At 60.9% G+C, this 18,840-nt stretch carries 16 protein-coding genes and 1 pseudogene; 12 read left to right on the forward strand and 5 right to left on the reverse strand.

Going from position 1 to position 18,840, the window contains the following annotated elements; genetic code table 11:
* Positions 1 to 5: 5 nt before the first annotated feature.
* The 3 genes from cysT to JT720_RS03990 are packed head-to-tail and all read left to right on the forward strand — an operon-like array spanning position 6 to position 2,393.
* Complete coding sequence (gene cysT, locus JT720_RS03980; RefSeq protein ID WP_205479514.1) at positions 6 to 836, forward strand: sulfate ABC transporter permease subunit CysT; 831 nt, start codon at positions 6 to 8, stop codon at positions 834 to 836.
* A complete protein-coding gene (cysW, locus tag JT720_RS03985; RefSeq protein ID WP_205479515.1) occupies positions 836 to 1,678 on the forward strand; it encodes a sulfate ABC transporter permease subunit CysW in 843 nt (280 codons plus the stop codon). The genes cysT and cysW overlap by 1 nt, the downstream gene beginning before the upstream one ends.
* The gene (locus tag JT720_RS03990) at positions 1,653 to 2,393 is read left to right on the forward strand and encodes a sulfate/molybdate ABC transporter ATP-binding protein (RefSeq protein WP_205479517.1); all 741 of its coding nucleotides are present in this window, start codon (positions 1,653 to 1,655) and stop codon (positions 2,391 to 2,393) included. Before cysW ends, JT720_RS03990 begins: the two co-directional genes overlap by 26 nt.
* A 422-nt stretch (positions 2,394 to 2,815) precedes the next feature.
* Here the strand turns inward: JT720_RS03990 and JT720_RS03995 are convergent, their stop codons facing one another.
* Together JT720_RS03995 and JT720_RS14215 are read right to left on the reverse strand one after the other, a co-directional pair.
* Positions 2,816 to 3,349, reverse strand: a complete 534-nt coding sequence (locus JT720_RS03995) for a CHAP domain-containing protein (protein WP_205479519.1) — start codon at positions 3,347 to 3,349, stop codon at positions 2,816 to 2,818.
* 127 nt (positions 3,350 to 3,476) lie between these two features.
* Positions 3,477 to 3,887 (reverse strand): annotated as a pseudogene (locus JT720_RS14215) (GNAT family N-acetyltransferase); the annotation flags it as partial.
* Between the two features lie 420 nt (positions 3,888 to 4,307).
* Between JT720_RS14215 and JT720_RS04005 the strand changes: the two are divergent.
* Both JT720_RS04005 and JT720_RS04010 read left to right on the forward strand, forming a co-directional pair.
* Positions 4,308 to 5,645, forward strand: coding sequence for an anti-phage deoxyguanosine triphosphatase (locus JT720_RS04005; protein WP_205479521.1), 1,338 nt, complete (start codon positions 4,308 to 4,310; stop codon positions 5,643 to 5,645).
* A gap of 11 nt (positions 5,646 to 5,656) precedes the next feature.
* Complete coding sequence (locus tag JT720_RS04010) at positions 5,657 to 6,121, forward strand: exodeoxyribonuclease X C-terminal domain-containing protein (protein ID WP_205479523.1); 465 nt, start codon at positions 5,657 to 5,659, stop codon at positions 6,119 to 6,121.
* 51 nt (positions 6,122 to 6,172) lie between these two features.
* On the opposite strand, the gene JT720_RS04015 is transcribed toward JT720_RS04010, so the two are convergent.
* Together JT720_RS04015 and JT720_RS04020 are read right to left on the reverse strand one after the other, a co-directional pair.
* Positions 6,173 to 6,415, reverse strand: coding sequence for an HNH endonuclease (locus JT720_RS04015; protein ID WP_205479524.1), 243 nt, complete (start codon positions 6,413 to 6,415; stop codon positions 6,173 to 6,175).
* Between the two features lie 53 nt (positions 6,416 to 6,468).
* Positions 6,469 to 7,485: a ParB N-terminal domain-containing protein gene (locus tag JT720_RS04020; RefSeq protein ID WP_205479526.1), complete on the reverse strand. Its 1,017-nt coding sequence runs from the start codon at positions 7,483 to 7,485 to the stop codon at positions 6,469 to 6,471.
* Positions 7,486 to 7,670: 185 nt separating this feature from the next.
* Between JT720_RS04020 and dndB the strand changes: the two genes are divergently transcribed.
* The 7 genes from dndB (at position 7,671) to JT720_RS04055 (ending at position 16,107) form a co-directional block, all read left to right on the forward strand.
* Complete coding sequence (gene dndB / locus JT720_RS04025) at positions 7,671 to 8,723, forward strand: DNA sulfur modification protein DndB (RefSeq protein ID WP_205479527.1); 1,053 nt, start codon at positions 7,671 to 7,673, stop codon at positions 8,721 to 8,723.
* Positions 8,724 to 8,749: 26 nt separating this feature from the next.
* The gene (gene dndC / locus JT720_RS04030) at positions 8,750 to 10,252 is read left to right on the forward strand and encodes a DNA phosphorothioation system sulfurtransferase DndC (RefSeq protein ID WP_205479529.1); all 1,503 of its coding nucleotides are present in this window, start codon (positions 8,750 to 8,752) and stop codon (positions 10,250 to 10,252) included.
* A complete protein-coding gene (gene dndD, locus JT720_RS04035) occupies positions 10,249 to 12,255 on the forward strand; it encodes a DNA sulfur modification protein DndD (RefSeq protein ID WP_205479530.1) in 2,007 nt (668 codons plus the stop codon). Before dndC ends, dndD begins: the two co-directional genes overlap by 4 nt.
* Entirely contained in the window at positions 12,236 to 12,607 is a 372-nt protein-coding gene (gene dndE, locus JT720_RS04040) for a DNA sulfur modification protein DndE (RefSeq protein WP_205479531.1), read from the forward strand. The genes dndD and dndE overlap by 20 nt, the downstream gene beginning before the upstream one ends.
* Positions 12,604 to 13,773 carry a cysteine desulfurase family protein gene (locus JT720_RS04045; protein WP_205479532.1) on the forward strand — a complete coding sequence of 390 codons (1,170 nt, stop codon included), beginning with the start codon at positions 12,604 to 12,606 and terminating at the stop codon, positions 13,771 to 13,773. The genes dndE and JT720_RS04045 overlap by 4 nt, the downstream gene beginning before the upstream one ends.
* Positions 13,774 to 13,991: 218 nt before the next feature.
* Positions 13,992 to 15,338: a hypothetical protein gene (locus JT720_RS04050; protein WP_205479533.1), complete on the forward strand. Its 1,347-nt coding sequence runs from the start codon at positions 13,992 to 13,994 to the stop codon at positions 15,336 to 15,338.
* A gap of 157 nt (positions 15,339 to 15,495) precedes the next feature.
* Positions 15,496 to 16,107, forward strand: a complete 612-nt coding sequence (locus JT720_RS04055; protein WP_205479534.1) for a hypothetical protein — start codon at positions 15,496 to 15,498, stop codon at positions 16,105 to 16,107.
* Positions 16,108 to 16,254: 147 nt separating this feature from the next.
* Here JT720_RS04055 and JT720_RS04060 read toward each other — a convergent pair whose 3' ends face one another.
* Positions 16,255 to 18,690 carry a site-specific integrase gene (locus tag JT720_RS04060; RefSeq protein ID WP_205479535.1) on the reverse strand — a complete coding sequence of 812 codons (2,436 nt, stop codon included), beginning with the start codon at positions 18,688 to 18,690 and terminating at the stop codon, positions 16,255 to 16,257.
* Positions 18,691 to 18,840: the final 150 nt, after the last annotated feature.

The following is an 18,840-nucleotide window of genomic DNA, read 5'->3' on the forward strand; positions in this document are numbered from 1 at the left end:
CTGACATGCTGATGGCGCGAAACAGCCGCTCGGTTCTTCCCGGCTTCGGCCTATCCTTTGGCATCACCTTGTTCTGGCTTAGCGCCATTGTGCTGGTGCCGCTTTCGGCCGTGTTCGCGAAGAGCGTTACCGGGGGATGGGACGAATTCGTCGCAGCCGCGCTGTCGGACCGGGCGCTGGCTGCATACCGGCTGAGCTTCGGCGCAGCGCTGCTGGCCGCGGCCATCAACTGCGTCTTCGGGCTGATCGTCGCCTGGGTGCTCGTGCGCTACGACTTTCCCGGCAAGCGACTGTTCGGGGCGGCGGTGGACCTGCCGTTCGCGTTGCCCACTGCAGTCGCGGGGATCGCCCTGACCGCCCTCTATGCCGATACCGGGCTGCTGGGCGCACCGCTCGCCGCCTGGGGGCTGCCGGTCGCTTACCAGCCGGCGGGGGTCGTCATGGCACTGACGTTCATCGGCCTGCCATTCGTCGTTCGGACACTCGAGCCGGTTCTCGCCGAGGTGTCGCAGGAAGCGGAGGAGGCCGCGATGACTCTCGGTGCAACGCGGCTCCAGACCATGGCGCGCGTGATCTTCCCGACCCTGGTGCCGGCCCTCGCGACGGGCTTTGCGCTCGCCTTCGCCCGGGGCGCGGGGGAATATGGGTCGGTGATCTTCATTGCCGGCAACATGCCCTTCCGGTCCGAGATCGCGCCGCTGCTGATTGTCACGCAGCTGGAGGAATATGACTTTGCTGGCGCAGCCTCGATTGCGGTCGTCATGCTGCTGGTGTCCCTCGCCATGCTGCTGGTGTTGAACCTGCTGCAGCATTGGCAGCGGCGGAGGCTGGGCTGATGGCGCGTCCACGGCATCTGTCCGAGCCGCGGCCGTTGCAGCTGCTGCTGATCCTCGTGGCGCTCGCCTACATGGGGCTGATGCTGTTCCTGCCGCTCGGCGCCGTGCTGGTGCAGGCGCTGCAGGACGGCTGGACCGCCTGGCTCGATGCCGTGCGGGAGCCGGACGCACTGGCCGCCATCCGCCTGACCCTGCTCGTCGCGGGCATATCTGTACCGCTGAACATGATCTTCGGGGTGGCCGCGGCCTGGGCGATCTCCAAGTATGACTTTCGCGGAAAAACCCTGCTCGTGACGCTCATCGAGCTGCCGTTCTCCGTCTCGCCGGTCGTGTCGGGCCTGGTGTTCGTCCTGCTGTTCGGCGCCCAGGGCTGGTTCGGGGAATGGCTCGCCGCACGGAATATCGAGATCATCTTCGCGGTGCCGGGACTCGTCCTCGCGACCGTCTTCGTCACTTTCCCCTTTGTCGCCCGTCAGCTCATCCCCTTGATGACGCTGCAGGGCCGGGAGGAAGAGGAAGCCGCCCTGTCGCTCGGTGCCTCGGGCTGGCAGACCTTCTGGCGGGTCACTCTCCCGAATATCCGCTTCGGACTGCTCTACGGGGTGCTATTGTGCAACGCCCGGGCCATGGGCGAGTTCGGGGCGGTGAGCGTCGTTTCCGGTCACATTCGCGGCGAGACCAACACCATGCCGCTGCACGTGGAGGTGCTCTACAATGAGTACAACTTTGTCGCTGCTTTCGCCGTCGCCTCCCTCCTCGCCGGACTCGCCCTCGTCACCCTTGTTCTCAAGAGCTTCCTCGAGTGGCGACACGGCGATGAACTTGCAGCCGCCCGCCACTAGCGCATCCGTGACCGTGAAAAGCGTATCCAAGCGCTTTTCCAGCTTCCCGGCGCTGAACGATGTGTCGCTCGAGATCGCTCCTGGCGAGTTCATGGCGCTGCTCGGGCCGTCCGGGTCGGGCAAGACGACCTTGCTCCGGGTCATTGCGGGCCTCGAGGTGCCCGATGCCGGGCAAGTGCTGTTCGGCAAGCGCGACGTGACCCGCGTTCCCGTTGCACAGCGCGGGGTCGGCTTTGTCTTCCAGCATTATGCCCTGTTCGGCCATATGACGGTGGCCGAGAATATCGCCTTCGGGCTGACGGTGATGAAGCGGTCCGACCGGCCCTCCCGACCCCGGATCGCGGAGCGGGTGGCGGAGCTTCTCGCCCTGGTGCAGCTGGACGGATATGAGAAGCGCTTTCCCAGCCAGCTTTCCGGTGGCCAGCGCCAGCGCATCGCCCTAGCGCGAGCGCTGGCGCGGAAGCCTTCGATCCTGCTGCTGGACGAGCCGTTCGGAGCGCTGGACGCGAAGGTCAGGCGAGAGCTGCGGACCGCGCTGCGGAAGATCCACGAGGAAGTGGGGCTGACGTCGGTGTTCGTGACCCACGACCACGAGGAGGCTTTCGGGCTGGCCGAGCGGGTCACCGTCTTGGGCAGTGGCGTGATCGAGGAGGTCGGCACGCCGGAGCAACTGCGAGCATCGACGAACGGCTTTGTCAGGCGCTTCCTGGAATAGGCTGCGCGCAAGCTGCGGCTTGCACTTGCGTCAGCAGCCACTCGTACGCGCTCACGCGGCGAGTGGCGATGATGGTCGGGGAGAGAGGACTCCAGACCAGAATAGCTCTCACCAGAGTTGGCGGATTTCCGCAGTTATTGCAGGATTGCGGCAACCTTGTGCGACACTTGTGTGTACCTGTCCAGTGGTCCTCCGCAAGCGCCATCGGGCAAGGCTATCGGTCTGCGCTTTTGCGTGTTTACTCGGTGTTTCCCTGTCCAGACCCAAGGGGTGTCAGCCGCTAATTGTATTTACGGGTAGAAAGTTTGAGCACTCACCTCCCCGCGCTCCTGTCGAAACTCCGTGCTGAGGCATCACGAACGGCTGTTGACACCTAGGAGCTCGGAAATCCTCACCTCCGGCTGGATCTGGCAAAACGCGGGTCAGTTGAAGTCTATGAAGCCCTTTAGCGACGGGTCCGCGATCTTGCGCCGGTTGAGCTCGTACACGCCGAGCCCGTTGCTGCTCCCGGTCGGATTGGTGTTGCCCTCGACCGTCCGGAACGGCCCGCCGAACGACTGGCGGACGAACCCGGCATGGCCGAGCCCGCCGCCATGGCTCAAGATAAAAACATGGCCGGGCCGCACCAGAGTCGGATCGGCAAGGGCCGCCGCGCGGCTGATCAGCTTCCCCGGCTTGGATCTCCGGACCCGGCTCCAAGCATCGAGGCACCCGGCCGTCTTCGGGAAAGGATTGGCGGCACCGGTCGCCGCCGCCGCTTCGCGGAAGCACCAGTAGACGAAGGCCATGCACCAGAAATTGCCCGGAGGAACGCCGGTCGAAGCGAGATACTGGTCGACCATCGGTCCGCTGTTGGAGCCGAGCGGCACCTCCATCACTCCGAGCTGGGTAATCGCCACTCCTAAAGCGGACACCGCAAGGCCTCCCGCGGGCGCTGCCGCGCGGAGTTGGATCATCGCCATACCGCTCCCCGGCGGTGTAGAAGCTGACTGTGAATGGCACCCGTTCAAAGCCGGCGAGATCGAAACTTCGGTAGACCACCTGGTAGGCGTATATGCCGCCGCCCGGTCCTCGGCGGTCCGGCACGACGATGAAGCCCATGTGCTTCCAGAAGGGCTCCGCACTGGCGGGTGCGATCTCTATCTCGAGCACGGAAAGCCCCTCATTCCTCGCCCGGTCGATCATGAACTGGGCGAGAAGCCGGCCGTACCCGCGCCCCCGTAGGTCGGGCCTAACCTCGACGATATTCGTGCCTTCGAGGAAACCGACAGCTTGGCCACCTACAATCAACACGTCGACGCGCGCATAACCTTCCTGCCACGACCGCTTGACGGAGTTCCAATTGCAGCGGAACCCGCGCTGAGGCTGGTCGCCGTCATGACCAGCTTCTTCCCAATCGGCCTTGGCCGCTTGGTAGGCGAGTTCCTCCAAGTCGAGCCATGCTTCGATCTCAGCCATCGTGCTTTCGTTCGCTGGGACGATCTCGTGGGACATCGGGTGTTCAACTACTCTCTGTGTTTCCTTCGAGATGGGCTGTCAGTCACGTGGGCGCCAGACGTCTGCGCTGAAGTCGTTGACTTTTGCGTGTGGGGCTACCCTCGGATCAATGCGCCGCCACCGCCCAATCTTAGGAGTTCCGTTCCGCAGCGGTGCGCAGGCAGCAAGCGCTGCGCGCCTCTAAGTGCGGCTACAGGCGCCACATCGCAACTCTCTCTAAATGCCACGTCGCTAGGAGCTTCCTGAACGTCGCCATCCTAGGGATCAAACCAAGGGCGGATCAGCCAACATTAGGATTTCTTCCGCCGACGCGGCACAAGGACTCAGCTGATCAGTGTGAGATCAGCGAAGAGCGTTGAGGCCAGCCTGCCGCGACGCTAGTTGCATTCAATCGTAGGCGGGGCGGGGGTCGATTCGGTGACTTGGGAAGCAAGGCGAAGCGGTTGGGAAAAACATGTCTCAGACGCACGAAGCAACGCCGACATTGACTATGGCCGCATTGTTCATTCCGCGTCGTTCAGGAGGCTGCAAGGCAAAACCCAGATCCTCAACTTAGGTGACTCCGACTTCTACCGCACCCGGCTCACCCATTCGCTAGAGGTGGCGCAGATTGCCGGCAGCATAACTCGGCAGCTACGCAAGGATTACGAGGGCCACAGCGCAATTCCTCACCTGCCTGACCTCGCACTGATTCAGGCGATTGGATCGACACACGACCTTGGCCATCCACCCTTCGGGCATGGCGGAGAGGTTGCACTGAACTACTGCATGTCCGGTGCTGGCGGGTTCGAAGGCAACGGCCAAACGCTTCGCATTCTAGCAAGCCTCGAGAAGTACTCAGACCAACACGGTGCTGACCTGACGAGGCGAACACTGCTCGGTACCCTGAAGTACCCGGTCTCGTTCAGCGAAGCGCACAACGACAGCATGAAGCCCCGACTGGCCGCAGGTCTTTCAGTATTGAACCTCATTGACAGGACGCGCTCCAAGCCCCCGAAATGCTACATGGACTCCGAGCAAGCAGTTGTGGATTGGATCCTGGAAGACGTATCTTCGCTGGACCGGGACAAATTCAGGGCCGTGAAACAAACAACCGGCAAGCATGGTGCCGCGTTACACAAGTCTCTTGATTGCAGCATAATGGACGTTTCAGATGACATCGCGTTTGGTGTTCATGATCTGGAGGACGCACTTGCGCTGACACTGATTAGTCGGGAGGACTTTGAAAGTCGCGTGGAGCCAAGTACCTTTGATGGTTACTTTGATTGGATGAGCCGTCGAAAGCCTGGGCTGCACAACGACGTTTATGGCGATTTCGTAACAATGTTGTTCGGACCGGCAACAGCCCGCAAGCACGCCGTCAGTAGGCTTGTTGGTTACATGGTCGAGAACTGTGAGATAGAAACCCTCCCGGATTTTGAGGAACCGCTGCTCCGATACCGTGTTACTATTCGCAAGGACGCACGAGCCCTAATCGATGCGCTGAAGTCTCTCGTCTATAAGGTCGTCATCCGTAGCCCGTCTGTGCAACATCTTGAGTTCAAGGGCCAGCAGATGGTCGTGGCAGTATTCGAGGCGCTACGCTCCGAACCAGAGGCCTTCCTGCCAACTACCACTTACGCCCTGTACAGATCTAGCGGGGAGAACGTCAGGGTGATCTGCGATCACGTCGCTGGTATGACGGACACATTTTTGCTCCGGACTTACGAGCGACTCTTTAGCCCTCGAATGGGCTCTGTTTTCGATAATCTTTAATCGAGGCACCCGTGACCTGGACTAAGATCCCCTTTGGGAAACACGCCGGTAAGACGCTACCGCAGGTGGCATTCGGCGACCCTGACTACATCTACTGGGCTCTCGAAGAAGACATCTTCAAGGGCCGTTCGATTGCCGCCGAGCTGACCGAGGTTGGGCGCAAGGGCAAACGAATCAAGATCCCGGCGGATGGCGCGTCCTCCAAGAAGGTTCGCTATTACATTGACCGTGTTCTCAACAAGCTCGCGAACGTGGAAGTGATTGACGCGGACCAAGGCGCCCATGTTGGATCTAGCGGCACACGAGACTCGGCATTTTTCGATCTCTCGATGCCTAGAAAAATAGCGACTTACGACAAGACCGGGGGAAAGTTTGTGGTCTCCGCTGTGAAGTACTACGTCTTCGGGAAGAAATCTGCGCGCATGACAAAGGAGCGCTGCGAAGAATTCTTTGACGATCCGACAAACTTTGGTTGATAGTTCGACGCAGACCTGTTGAGGCACGTATACGCTGCAAGCCTGTTCTCTTTAAGTCGCGATCTTCTTGCTCTTCTTGAGGTTGCACGGTCTGCAAAGCAGTTCGATGTTTGCCGGCGACCCTGAGCCGCCAAGCGCTACTGGAATGATGTGGTCATACTGAAGATCCTCCGTGGCGGCGCAGCGTGTGCACTTCCCTCCGTCCCGATCCCAGACGATCCGGCGAGTAGCGGCACTGATCCGCCCGAACGTCTGGCGACCACCAACCGCATCTCGAAGAGGTGCGGCCGGCACCTGGCCACCGCTCCTCAACCGAACCGTTCGACGGGTGACATGCAGCCGCCGGCTCAAAGCTTGACCCCTGCCATCGTGGCAAGATCGTCAATTGCCCGGTGCAGATTCTTGAGAAGCAGGATCTTCTGAACGTCGCCGGCTTTGAGATCCTGAACGTCGCTCATAGGCGTGTTCTTCACCGCTTCCGTAGCCTTCTTGATCGAATAGAAGGTGTCGCTGCCAAGCGTCGGATCCTTTCCGATCAACACTTGGGCGGCGGCGTCATGACCGCTCTTGTCCATGGCCGCGCTCGCGTCCGGGTCCTTGAGGATCTGCTCCAAATCACGAACATGTCGGGGATCGTGGATCTTCCCATCGATGACCCATTGAAAAAACCGAGCCCGAAAGCCGTCGGTGTCATTGTCCCAGAGCGCCTTCAGTCCCTTTTTCCGGACCATTTCATGGAAAAGCGAAAAACGGCTGATGTTCTTCGGATCGCTGTGGACAGCGAGGAAGCTGGTCATTGCGTCGTAGGCGGCCAGATACTCGCTGATCTTCGACTTGCCCATCCGAAGATTGTTGGTCAGCCAATCGTACGGCTTACCGTGAATGCGATGCAGCTCGTGGATCTGCTTGGCTTGGGTGTATGCATCCCAGCTGATCTTCTTGGCGACGTGCACCTCAGCGATAAGCACGGCAACGTCTTCCTCCGAGAGTTGTTCGTCGAAGACGTGAGCGGGAATGGTGTCGAAGCGATTGTCTCCGGGGTTGCTCTCCTTCAGCTTCTTCGAGCTGGCGCTACGGCAGTTGCCCTCACGTACCAGGTACCCGCCATCCTTCTTTCGCTGAACGATAATGTGCTCGCGGACGCCGCCATTTGAGAGGATTGATTGCCCAAGAGCTTTCACCTGGTCCTTCGCCCAGAGCTCATCAACAATTTCCTCCTGGGTGGCGCCTGAACCGAACTTCTGCCCGAGCAGATATTCGATGCGGGGGTTCTTGGGGTCGAGCGTAACCGCGTCCACCGGAATACGAGCGATCTCGTACGATACCTGCTTCCCTTGCAGGATCACATAGTCCTTAACAGCCATGATCGGTGCCTCTCTTAACCACGAGCGAGACCTCCTCGCACCGGACCCGTGTAGTATCGATAGTACTGGGCTGTCAACCAGTACTGTAGAGGACAGGATCGTACTCGACTGACAGGTGGACGCTTCGCGCTTCTCGTTGCTCAGATTGGGTTCGAAAGGGGGACACAGTCAGAGAGAGGAAACAGGTGGAGAATAGCTACAGCTTCGCAGCGATCCGGGGCATCCAAGCCGGCCGCGCCTTTTATGTGGCGATGATACCTCTCAAGACCGTAGAGCGACTATTCCGCTACGACGATGAAGAACTGGCAGTGGAGCTGCGGGCGCAACGAGACCTGAACAAGAGCCGTGTGCCCGGAATTGCTCGCTACATCACGGAGAATCCCACAGAATACGTGCTGTCGGCGTTATCCGCGACCATCGACGGCGCTTTCGCCTTCGAACCAGTTGAAGGACACCGATCGGTCGGCACCCTAAGTGTCGACATGGGCGCAACGATCTTGATCAACGACGGTCAACATCGGCGTGCGGGCATCATCGAGGCGCTTCGCCAGCGGCCAAGTCTCGGTGCGGAGGCTATCGCAGTAACGCTGTTCCCCGACGAGGGCCTCTCCCGTTCCCAGCAGATGTTCGTCGACCTGAATCAGCATGGAATCAAGCCGGCGCGATCTCTCCGTCTCTTCTACGATGGACGGGACGCAGCCACACGCCTGAGCCGAACTGTGATCGATGCAATTCCATTGTTCCGGGACATGACCGATTTCACCCGTTCGAATTTGGGCCCTGGATCGAAGAAACTCTTCGCCTTCAGTAATCTCCACACTGCCGTTGGAACCCTTGTCAGCAGTGCCGGGCTTCCCGCTTCGGCGGAGGCACCGACGAGCGTAATAGAGTTTTGGAACACGGTGATCGAAAACATGCCTGACTGGAGCGCGGCTGGGCGGCAGGAAATCTCGACGGCTGAGCTACGCCGAGACACCATTCACGCACATGGGATCGCCTTGGAGGCGATTGCCCTAGCAGGCGGGCGCCTGATGAACGAACGCCCGTCACGATGGCGCGAGTCGCTCAAGGCACTGCAGTGCATCGACTGGTCGCGCGCCAACACAGGGCTGTGGGAAGGTCGAGCTCTCTTGAAAGGCAAGGTCAACCGGTCACGCGCGAGCGTGCTACTCACGGCCGAGCTCATTTCTCGTTTTGTTCTGCCGGAAGTCGGTGACGTGGCTACCGCGACGCGCTAGGGTTTCAACTCAGTCGGGTGGGGATTATGGGAAAAGCCGTACAGGATGAGGGCGTTGCGCGCTTAAAGCGCATCCATGAGGACGTTCGTGAGATCTACCTGGGTGATAACCGGCCGTGGGTGGTTGGCTATTCCGGAGGGAAGGATTCCACGACGGCCCTTCAGCTGATCTGGGCTGCGATCTTAGCTCTACCAGAGGAACAGCGCACCAAGAAAATCTACGTGATCAGCTCGGACACTCTCGTGGAGACGCCCGTGGTGTCGCACTACATAGACGTGTCGCTAGAGCGGATCGCGAAAGCGGCGGCTGAGCAAAACATGCCGATCGAGACCCACAAGGTTGTTCCCGACGTCGACAAGAGCTTTTGGGTCAACCTGATCGGTCGAGGGTACCCAGCACCGTCACGTAGGTTCCGCTGGTGCACCGAGCGGCTAAAGATTGAACCGGCCAACGACTTTATTCGCAGTCGCGTCGCTGAGTTCGGCGAGGTGGTCATGGTCCTCGGTGTCCGCCGGCAGGAATCGGCGACCCGCGCGCAGGTCATGTCGCTACACAAGATCGAAGGCTCGCGTTTGTCGCGACATTCATCTCTGCTCAACGCCTTCGTCTACGCGCCGATCTCTGAGTTCTCGACGGATGATGTCTGGGCGTACCTGCTTCAGAACCCCTCGCCGTGGGGCAACGATAACCGGGACTTGGTCGCAATGTATCGCAACGCAGCTTCGGGTGAATGCCCGCTGGTCGTCGATACGTCGACGCCTTCCTGCGGCAATTCACGGTTCGGTTGTTGGGTCTGCACCGTGGTCGAGCGAGATAAGGCCATGGAGGCTATGATCGACTCGGGCGAGGAGTGGTTGACCCCCCTCCTCGAGTACCGCGACAAGTTGGCAGCGACCCAGGATCCCGCGAAGAAGCTGCAATATCGTGACTACCGGCGGCGGACTGGCAAGGTTTCTTTCATCGGTGAGACCGACCGTGTGATGCCCGGTCCGTACACGATGGAATTCCGCCGCGAACTCCTTCGTGGCTTGCTTGAAACTCAGCGCCAGGTTGCCGACGAGGCGCCGGAGGGCGAGGCGCCGATCTTGATCCATCCGAAGGAGTTGCACGAGATTCGGCGACTGTGGCGCACGGAAGATGGTGACTGGGCTGATTCCGTTCCCCGCATTGTAAGGGAGACGTTAGGTAAGGATCCTGACTTCGTTGAGCCAAACTGGGTTTCAGAAGACTCAGTTGCATTCACCGCAGATGATGGAGAACTGCTAAACGCAGTCTGCAAAGACAACGACGTTCCCACGGAGCTAGTTATGCGCCTTCTCGACATCGAGCGGGCATCCCATGGACTCAAGCGTCGCCATGCAGTTCACACGCGTATCGAAGACGCCTTCAAGCTCGAGTGGCGCGAACTCGACGTGCTGGTTGCTGAGCGCCGGGCCAGCCTCGACGTGCTGAACGCCGGAGATACTGCCGAACCACGGAATGAGGACGCGGAGTTACCGTTCGAAGGCGACGAGGAGGACGCTCGATGATCCTCCGTACAATCGAAATCGAGAACTTCGGGCTTTACGCCGGCCGCCAAGTCTTGGACCTGGTGCCGCGCAAGCAGCCAGACCGCGAAACGCCCGTGATTCTCTTTGGCGGCCAAAACGGTGCCGGAAAAACTACTCTGCTCGAGGCTGTTTGCCTCGCGCTCTACGGCCGGCGAGCGCTCGGCCACCGGGTGGGCCAGAGTGAGTACGAGAACCACCTTCGATCGCGTATGCACGCATCGACCGGAGGCGAGGTGACGGGCTCGGCGTCTGTCGGCTTGGAATTCGACTACGCCGAAGGTGGCGTTGTGCAGCGCTATCGCGTGGTCCGCCGCTGGACCGCCAAGGGAGCGAAAGCAACCGAGACACTGATCCTCGAGAAGGATGGTAAGCCCGTCGATAGCGTCCCAAGAGACGAATGGCACCATTTCCTGCAGGAGCTTATTCCCCCCGGCGTCTCACAGCTGTTCTTCTTCGACGGCGAAAAGATCGCCGAGATCGCGAGCGATGCGGTGGACGAAGGGCTCGCGGACGCGATGCGCGGCCTTCTCGGGATCGAGCTGGTCGGACGGCTGCGAACCGACCTGGGCCTCTTCATGGCTCGCCGAAGCCAGCGCGAGAACGCCGAAACGGGCTCAAGGCTCGAGACGCTTGTGCGGGAGGAAGACGAGCTCAGCGAACGGATAGCTGATGCGCAGGAACTCGTTGCCGAGTTAACGTCAAGGCGATCGGGCCTTGCGCGGCTCGCCGCCAATATTCGCCAGCGATTCACGGCTGAGGGCGGAGACGCAGCCAACCAGCGGGCTACGCTCGAGGCCACTCAGAGTGAACTTCGGCATCAGCTTTCGCGCCGAGAGGGAGAGCTGCGGGAACTCGCTGGGGGCCTGCTGCCGTTTGCCATGGCGCCGGCGCTTGCGGCACGTGCAGTCGAGGAGCTGTCGCGCTCGCGTGGCGAAACAGGGCCTGTAGCTTCAGCATTACGGGAGCGCCTGCTCGCTTGGCGTGAAACGGGGCACCCTCCGCGAACTGCGTCTTGGAAGGACGCACATTGGCGCGATCTCGACGCGTTTCTCACGGCTGATGCCGTTTCCCCTCTCGACCGAACCCCTGACCTGCTTAGCGACATCGAGCCGGGGCAGCGCACCGGCTTGCTCGCCCAGCTGAGGGAAGTTCGAGAAACCACGACAGCAAGGGCAGCCCTGATCGCATCGGAACTGGACCGGCTCGGCGGCAGACTGCGAGAGGTCGAAGCGAATCTGATCCGGGCGTCGGGAGAGGCTGCTGGCGTAATCCTGGACGAGCTGACGCTGGCAGAGCAGCAGGTTGGTGCGATCGAGGCTGAGCTGCGGGCCCGCAGCGAGGAATTGAAGAGCCTTGAATATCGTCGGGCCAATGTTCGGCGAGAGCGGGAGCGGCTGCTCAAGTTGCAGGCGGACGCGGAAGCGGCAGAAGGTCGCGCCGCACTGGCGGGCCGCATCGGCATCGCACTCCAGCAATATGAGGAGCGCCTACTTCAGACGAAATTGTCTCGCCTACAGTCCGAATTCGTACGTCGCTTCAACCATCTGGCGCGCAAGGACGGCTTCGTGGCTGATGTTCGGATTGACAGCTCCACATTCGAGACGACCTTGGTCGGCCGCGATGGGCGTGAAATTCCGAAGTCCTCGCTCTCGGCGGGCGAGAAGCAGGTCTACGCAATTGCAATGCTCTGGGCACTGGCGCGCACGAGTGGCCGAGCGTTGCCAATGATCATCGACACACCGTTGGCGCGACTCGATTCGGAGCACCGTGCGGCGTTGGTAGAGCGCTACTTTCCAGAAGCGAGCCATCAGGTGGTGGTGCTATCGACCGACACGGAGGTCGACGATGCACTGCTCGATCGCCTGAAGCCGGCGATCAGCCACACGTACCGGTTAGACTACGATCCGGAGCGCCGGGCTACGACGGTAACACCGGGCTACTTTGAAGACGGGGAGCCGACCCATGCGGTTCAACAAGCTTAAGATTTCGGCGGACGCGACGAGCCGCCTGCGCTCGCTCCGCCAGCGCACCGGACTGACGCCGAACCTTCTGTGCCGGATGGCAATAATGCTGTCCCTCGAAGAGGGACCGGTCGGTGCAGGCACGGTCACTGACGAGAACGGGCAGGAGTTTAATGCATACACCCTGACCGGCGACTATCATTCCATGTTCAGCGTCTTGCTCAGGATGGTGGAGGAAGGAGACACTCGCGCGAAGCTGTCGGAGGAAGAGCAGGTTGTACGCCTGAGGGCCCATATTCATCGGGGAGTGGCAACGCTCGCAGTACGCGCGAAAGGGCCCGTGGACGTAGCTCGACTGGCGCTTGCCGCATGACGGCCTACAGCGCGGACCCAATCTACCTCGATCACAACGCGACAACGCCGACGGACCCGCGCGTGCTTGCTGCGATGCTGCCCTACTTTACGGAGGTGTTCGGGAACCCGTCGAGCGTTGAGCATGTCCATGGGCATCGTGCCCAAGCGGCGGTCGCCACGGCGCGCGCCCAGGTTGCGAAGCACCTTGGAGCGCGGGAAAACGAAATCATCTTCACGGGCAGCTGCACTGAGGCGAGCAACATTGCGATCCTGGGCGCGAGCCGGGCACGACCCGAACGACGACATCTGATCACCACGGCGATCGAGCACCCGGCAGTGCTCGAGCCATTTCGCCAGCTAGAGCGCGAAGGATACGAACTCACCATCCTCCCTGTCGATGATACGGGCCGGGTCAATCCGGCAACACTAGAGCGCGCGATGAGGGACGACACTGGTCTGGTGTCTGTGATGGCCGCCAACAATGAGGTCGGCACGACTCAGGATATCGCGAAGTTGGGGGAGATCGCTGAGCGCCGGGGCGCGCTATTCCATACGGACGTGGCTCAGCTCCTCGCCCATCGCAAGGTCGACGTTGTTTCTGAGCATATTCACCTGGCCAGCATCTCCGGACACAAGGCATACGGGCCCAAGGGCATTGGCGCACTTTATGCTCGTTCACGGATGCCCCGCGCCAGGATCGAACAGACTGTCTGGGGAGGCGGGCAGGAGCGCGGACTGCGCTCGGGAACACTGGCCGTCCCCTTGATCGTAGGCCTTGGTGAAGCCCTGGAGATCGCGAGCCGCGAAGGAGATCGGGAAGGACAGAGGCTCCGAGACCTCTGCGACGCCTTTGTCGAACGAGTTACCGGAGCACTTGAGGGCGTCTTCTACAATGGTCATCCCGAGTACCGGATCCCAGGCAACGTTTCGCTCTCCATTGCCGGTGTAGAGCCGCTAGCACTGATGCACCGTCTCAATGGAGTGGCCAGCTTTTCCGCGTCGAGCGCCTGCGCGACCGATAAGGTTCGAACGAGTCACGTGCTACTCGCAATGTTCGGGGATACTCAGCGCGCGCGGGGAGCGTTCCGCATCTCGCCGGGGCGATCAACGGCAAAGAGTGACTTGCTCAGGTTTGCTGACGGTCTGATCGAAGCTGTTGGCGAACTCCGACGGTTTGCCGCATGACGCCCTGCTTAAAAACGGCCTAGCAAAATTTTTCGCTTGACGATTCTAAGGTGATCTCCCATTTGGTCGTTCAGCCATCCCGGACGGGACGGCGGTAACCAGGCCGGACGGTCGGGAGCAGACAGAATAAAGCCAGGCAGGCACCCGGATTGGGAAGTCGGTCAGGCCAGATAACTGAACGCGCCCGATCTCCTGCTGCAAAGCACGGAGATTTTTTTATGCAAGTTGTTCTCAAGATCCAGGACGCGGCGCGTCAGACCAGCAAGCTGAACAAGCTGCTGGGCACGGTTTCTCTCACCAGCATGATCGACCTGCTCTCGAGTTCTCATCTCGAGGCGAACCCGCGCCTTTCCAAGGTCAGCCGGGTCACGGACGACATCGAGGAGAGCCTGGCCAAGGAACCGGACATCTTCCACTTCATGAGTAAGGGCATCCTTGTGGCGGCGAGCAGCGTCGAGGAGCTGGAGCGCAGCCGCTTCCGCCTTGAATTCGATGATCCCGACCTCGAGGGCATTCTCGACGGCGGTCACAACTCACTCGCTGCTGGCCGCTTCATCTTGCGGACCGTCTTTGCCGCCCGCCATGGGGAGGAAAAGTCGGAGGCCATGCTGAAGCCTCTCAAGACTTGGGAGAAGTTCAAGCAGGTCTGGACCGAGAACTTGGAGCTCGTGAAGGAAGAGAAGGCTGCCATTCCTGAGATCCGCATGCCGATCGAGGTGATTTATCCCTCCGAAGAAGCAGACGGCTTCGCCTACTTCCAGGAGAAGGTCCTCGCGATCAACGCCGCTCGCAACAACAACGCCGAGCTCACTGCCGAGGCGCGGGCTAACAAGCTTGGCTACTACGATGAGATCAAGGCAGCCCTCGACGAGACCCTTGTTGACCAGGTCGAGTGGAAGACGAATGACGGGGGCCGCATCAAGGTTCGTGACCTTGTCGCGCTCGCCCTCATCCCTTTGTCGCGGTTGCCCTACAAGGAAACCGAACAGGTGAAGCGGTCGCCGACCGTGATCTTCTCATCCAAGGGGCAGTGCGTTGCGCTTTACGACGATCTGATGTCCGAGGAGGGCGTCGCAAGCGAGACCAAGGGGAACATCGTCGAGATCGTAGACCCGAAGGTGAAGAGCGCTCTGGCCATGATGAAGGATATGCCGCGCCTCTTTGACCTGATCTACAAGCTGATGCCCGACGGCTACAACAAGGCTGGGGGCAAGTTCGGCAAGATCGACGGTGTTCGTATGGCGCCCAATGGCAAGGTGCTCCGTTCGCACTACTACCGCGAGCCAGTCGGATATACGTACGGGGATGGGTACATGTATCCGTTGGTTTACGGGCTGACTTCGCTGATGAAGGTGACGGATGAGGGTCTGGAATGGATCACGAATCCCGACGAATTCATCAAGCAGAACATGCCGACGATCATGAAGTCCTTCTACGCGATGATCGCTGGTGTGGGCTTTGATCCCGCGAAGGTCGGGAAGTCTGGGGGCGCATACAACCTTGCATGCGACCTCGTGGCTGCCGCCTACAAGGATGAGTTGCTGCGCAAGCACGGATTGGTTTGAACCGTCGGAGGCATAATCTGAACCAACAAGGGGGTTCCAGTTCAGCGCTGGGACCCCCTTAATGCTTACAGGCACTGCTCATGATCTAGCGCATGAGGGAGTAGGGAGAACAAGCGTCTCCAGCTTGAGAGATAAAATGTTCTGAAGAGGATGTCGCGTGGCCGAAAGGTTTGACGCTGAGCTGAGGAATTGGGCGTTGGTCAGGGTAGGCGCCGCGATGGTTGCCGTTGGACGTGTTTTCTCGGACAGCAAAGGACGCTGGCCCGACGGTCACATGATCAGAACCTCCTCCGTGATAGATGGAGTAGGCCAGGAAGGAGAGGTCATCTCGACCCTCAACACTCGCTATCTTCTCTCCGGTCTGCCCATGGATCGGGAGCAGCAGAGTCAGATCGTGCAGAGAGCGGCGAACGCGGTTCGACGAGGCAAGATTGTTGATGACGAACGCTTGTTTGACCTGCTGCAAGCCGCGTGGGGCATGGACGACCAGACTTTTGAAGCTGTGGCGGGGTTGCCTGAGCGGTGGCTTTGGCAATGGCGCAACCACTACCGCGCCCCAACGGTCGACGATCTCGCTTGCGTGCGCCGCCTCGCCCGGTTTCACGACGCCCTGCGGATCATCAGCTACGACGCACCAAACTATGCCGAGTGGTGGTCGCGCCGATGGAGAGAAGACAGCCTCATCGGCGCCCGCTCGCCTTTGACCGCGACCCGCGACGACCCCGCGATTCTAGGACGGCTGGAAAGATACCTCTGGTCGCAGATGTAGGACATCGCCGATGAAGGGGGCCGCCCCCCTCACCGCCGGAGATCAGATGTTGCAGAATTAACCACGTTTGCTGGGCAGGTTCCGCCCGATACGCGTGAGTGCAGCGGAAAGGAGACGAAATGCCGTCCTGCGTCGGCCTTCGTCCCGCTACGCGCTTATTCCTTCCCGGATTCCGATCATGGCACACACAAACTGGGCTGCCGATCGGACGTGGCGGGCTTCGCCTCGATCGCTGCCGCCGCAAAATCCGATGAAGATGGTGCCCCGCCGTCCACGAGTTACCGCTGTCCCTGGAAGGTTTGGGTCGCCGGCCAGTTCTGCATGCAACTCCTCGCTCGAGCGGTTGCTAAACCTTCCCGAGATGGACAGACTGATTTGCTCCTCGGCAAACCCGTGCGCTCGCAGCAGGTCGCGCCAGGCAAGTGCCAGCTTGCGGCTTCGGAACCGGACGCCGCAGCGGGCCTCGTCCCAGCGGCTCAGCGCGTAAGTAAGCGCGCGCCTCTCCACGGAACGGAGAGAGCGAGGTTTGCACCAGTGCCGATCCACCAACTCGAACCATTTGGCGGAACGGGTTGTTACGTCGGAGCCGAGGATCCTGTGCCGCTGAACGCCCGCCTTGGTCTTGAGCGCGAGGATGTTCTGGTGCGCACCTCGCCAGCGGAGCGCATCCGCCGTCTGCACCCTGAACTCGCGGGCGCGCTTGTCCACCTCGCTATCGGGCCAGTGAGCAACGTCCAGAAGAAGTCGCCAGTCGATCTCGCCTGAACCCTTCCTTCTCGCTCGAAGCGGGCGCCGCTTGGGAGCAATCTGCAGCTCGCTGCTGTACCGGATCGTTCGCTCGAGGCTGGCAGCCGCTCGGCCACGACTTGCGGGAACCTGCCACAGTTGTCTGTCAGCAGTGACCTGGTCGAGGCAGTCCGGCCGCAGGACCGGACGCTGGTAGGACTTGATGTCGGATTTGGCCGTCCGGTCTGGGATCGAGAGCGGCGCCCGGAGTCGAGCCTGGCCGGTAAGCGCCCTGATCTGATGCTTTGGCAAGCCCGCTGCGACAGCTCCACGCGACACATGCTGGCAGAGACTGAGATCCAGAAGATGCGAGTACCAGCGCAAGGTTGTGCCGCTTATGATGTGGCCCATCAGGTGACTGACGACGTGCACCGCATGCTGACCCAGCTTCTGCGAGCCGAGGATCCGATCGGCTAGACGGTCTCGCCGCTCCGGAGAAATGACAGCCCGCAGGGTTCTGGGGACGTGTCCGTGCTCCTCGCGCGGCAGCAGCAATGTTGTTAGCAGATAGCTGGCGAAGCTATGGCGGAGGTGATGAACAGTCGTCCGCGTACCGGTCGCACTGAGCAGGATTGCTTCGAGCTTCCGACTGACCATCCGCTCGCCAAGCGGTCGGGACAGCCCAAGCGGCCCAAACAGCAATCTGCTCGCATGACCGACCGCAGCGCGGCGTTCCTCCACCCGCTTTCGCAGCAGCTTCAGCTCGTTGGTCGTCAGCAGCATGTCCAGCGGCAGGATACGCCGGCTCGTTAGAGTCTTGAGATCGCGATGGCGATTGCGGACTACGACCAGCTCAGTCCGGCCCGAATCCTCAAAATAGTCGTCGACGGTTAGTCCAAGTATCTCGGGCAGCCTCAGACCAGCTCGAAACGCGAGGAGAAGGCATAGTTTAAGGTCATCGCTGTCTCGCCCCCTGCCGCACAGCGTGATGGCTCGCCGACATTCTTCCGGGATTACGAGGTTGGCGCTCGCCCGCGTCGGAGTGGCGTACTCGCCAATGTTCTTCGGAAGAGGCGGCAGCGCCGGAGCGATACCGCAAGCGAAGCGATGGAAGTGCCGAATGGCGCTGACCAGCCCGTTTCGCTGCCCTCCCGGCGGAAGGCGGTCCAGCCTCTCCTCGTAACGGGCAACCAGAGCGCCTCCCTCCCAGCTGGTCGGCATGTCTCCGGCGTCGAACAGGTGCTCGATTAAGCGTCGCAGGTTCTGTTCGATGGTGCTGGGGGCATAACCTCTGCCCTTCCGTCCCAGATCGACGTTGAGCATGTGCAGGCACCAACGAAGCAGCACCTGACGGCCGGACTGTCTACTTTCCTTGTCGAGCAGGATCTCGATGTTGGCTGCTGCTCGCTGTTTCGCCTGAAACTTGGCACAGAGATGCTTCTTTTGATCTTCCCACGGCTTTAGCAGAGCGTGCTTCACATCGGCAAAGGCACTTTCGCCTCGGCGTTTCCAGGTCACGGCATTGTTGCCGGCGGGCGGGGCGGATGACACGGTCTGGCCCAATGCCAGTCCCATGATCCGACGCCACTCCTGCTCGGGCACCGGCACGCTGTTGTGCAACCCGAGCGCATGCGCGACGAGCACGGACGGGATGCGAAGCTGCCAGTGCATGCGGGCATGCTGCAGCAGGCGGTCGCCGGCGTCATCGCACTTCAGGAACGCGCGCAGATAATGCTCTGCAGGCAGAGAGACTGGCGTCAGTTCGTCTCGGCGCCAATGAGCGATTAGCAAACGCGTGATCGGGTCCGCGAACCAGCGGCGGCCTTGGGAGAGCGGTCCCACCCCCTTCCGGCTCAACTGGCGCCAGCTCCAGCCACAGCAGGTCTTCGAGCAGATAAGCATTGCCAAGCGCTGCCTCGATCCAGCGGTCCCACATGCGTCGGTCGAGCAGGGCGCCATGGAAGATCGCCGAGGCAAGGAGCTGACCGACACGCGCTTCAGGCGATA

This window comes from Sphingomonas arenae (assembly GCF_016924655.1).
Lineage (GTDB): Bacteria > Pseudomonadota > Alphaproteobacteria > Sphingomonadales > Sphingomonadaceae > Sphingomicrobium > Sphingomicrobium arenae.

Bases quoted from the DNA above. Each gene is read 5' to 3' on its own strand.
- JT720_RS03995 (WP_205479519.1), bottom strand. From the start codon at position 3,349: ATGATCCAACTCCGCGCGGCAGCGCCCGCGGGAGGCCTTGCGGTGTCC.
- dndE (WP_205479531.1), top strand. From the start codon at position 12,236: ATGCGGTTCAACAAGCTTAAGATTTCGGCGGACGCGACGAGCCGCCTG.
- cysT (WP_205479514.1), top strand. From the start codon at position 6: ATGCTGATGGCGCGAAACAGCCGCTCGGTTCTTCCCGGCTTCGGCCTA.
- JT720_RS04045 (WP_205479532.1), top strand. From the start codon at position 12,604: ATGACGGCCTACAGCGCGGACCCAATCTACCTCGATCACAACGCGACA.
- JT720_RS04020 (WP_205479526.1), bottom strand. From the start codon at position 7,485: ATGGCTGTTAAGGACTATGTGATCCTGCAAGGGAAGCAGGTATCGTAC.
- dndD (WP_205479530.1), top strand. From the start codon at position 10,249: ATGATCCTCCGTACAATCGAAATCGAGAACTTCGGGCTTTACGCCGGC.
- JT720_RS03990 (WP_205479517.1), top strand. From the start codon at position 1,653: ATGAACTTGCAGCCGCCCGCCACTAGCGCATCCGTGACCGTGAAAAGC.
- JT720_RS04050 (WP_205479533.1), top strand. From the start codon at position 13,992: ATGCAAGTTGTTCTCAAGATCCAGGACGCGGCGCGTCAGACCAGCAAG.
- dndC (WP_205479529.1), top strand. From the start codon at position 8,750: ATGGGAAAAGCCGTACAGGATGAGGGCGTTGCGCGCTTAAAGCGCATC.
- cysW (WP_205479515.1), top strand. From the start codon at position 836: ATGGCGCGTCCACGGCATCTGTCCGAGCCGCGGCCGTTGCAGCTGCTG.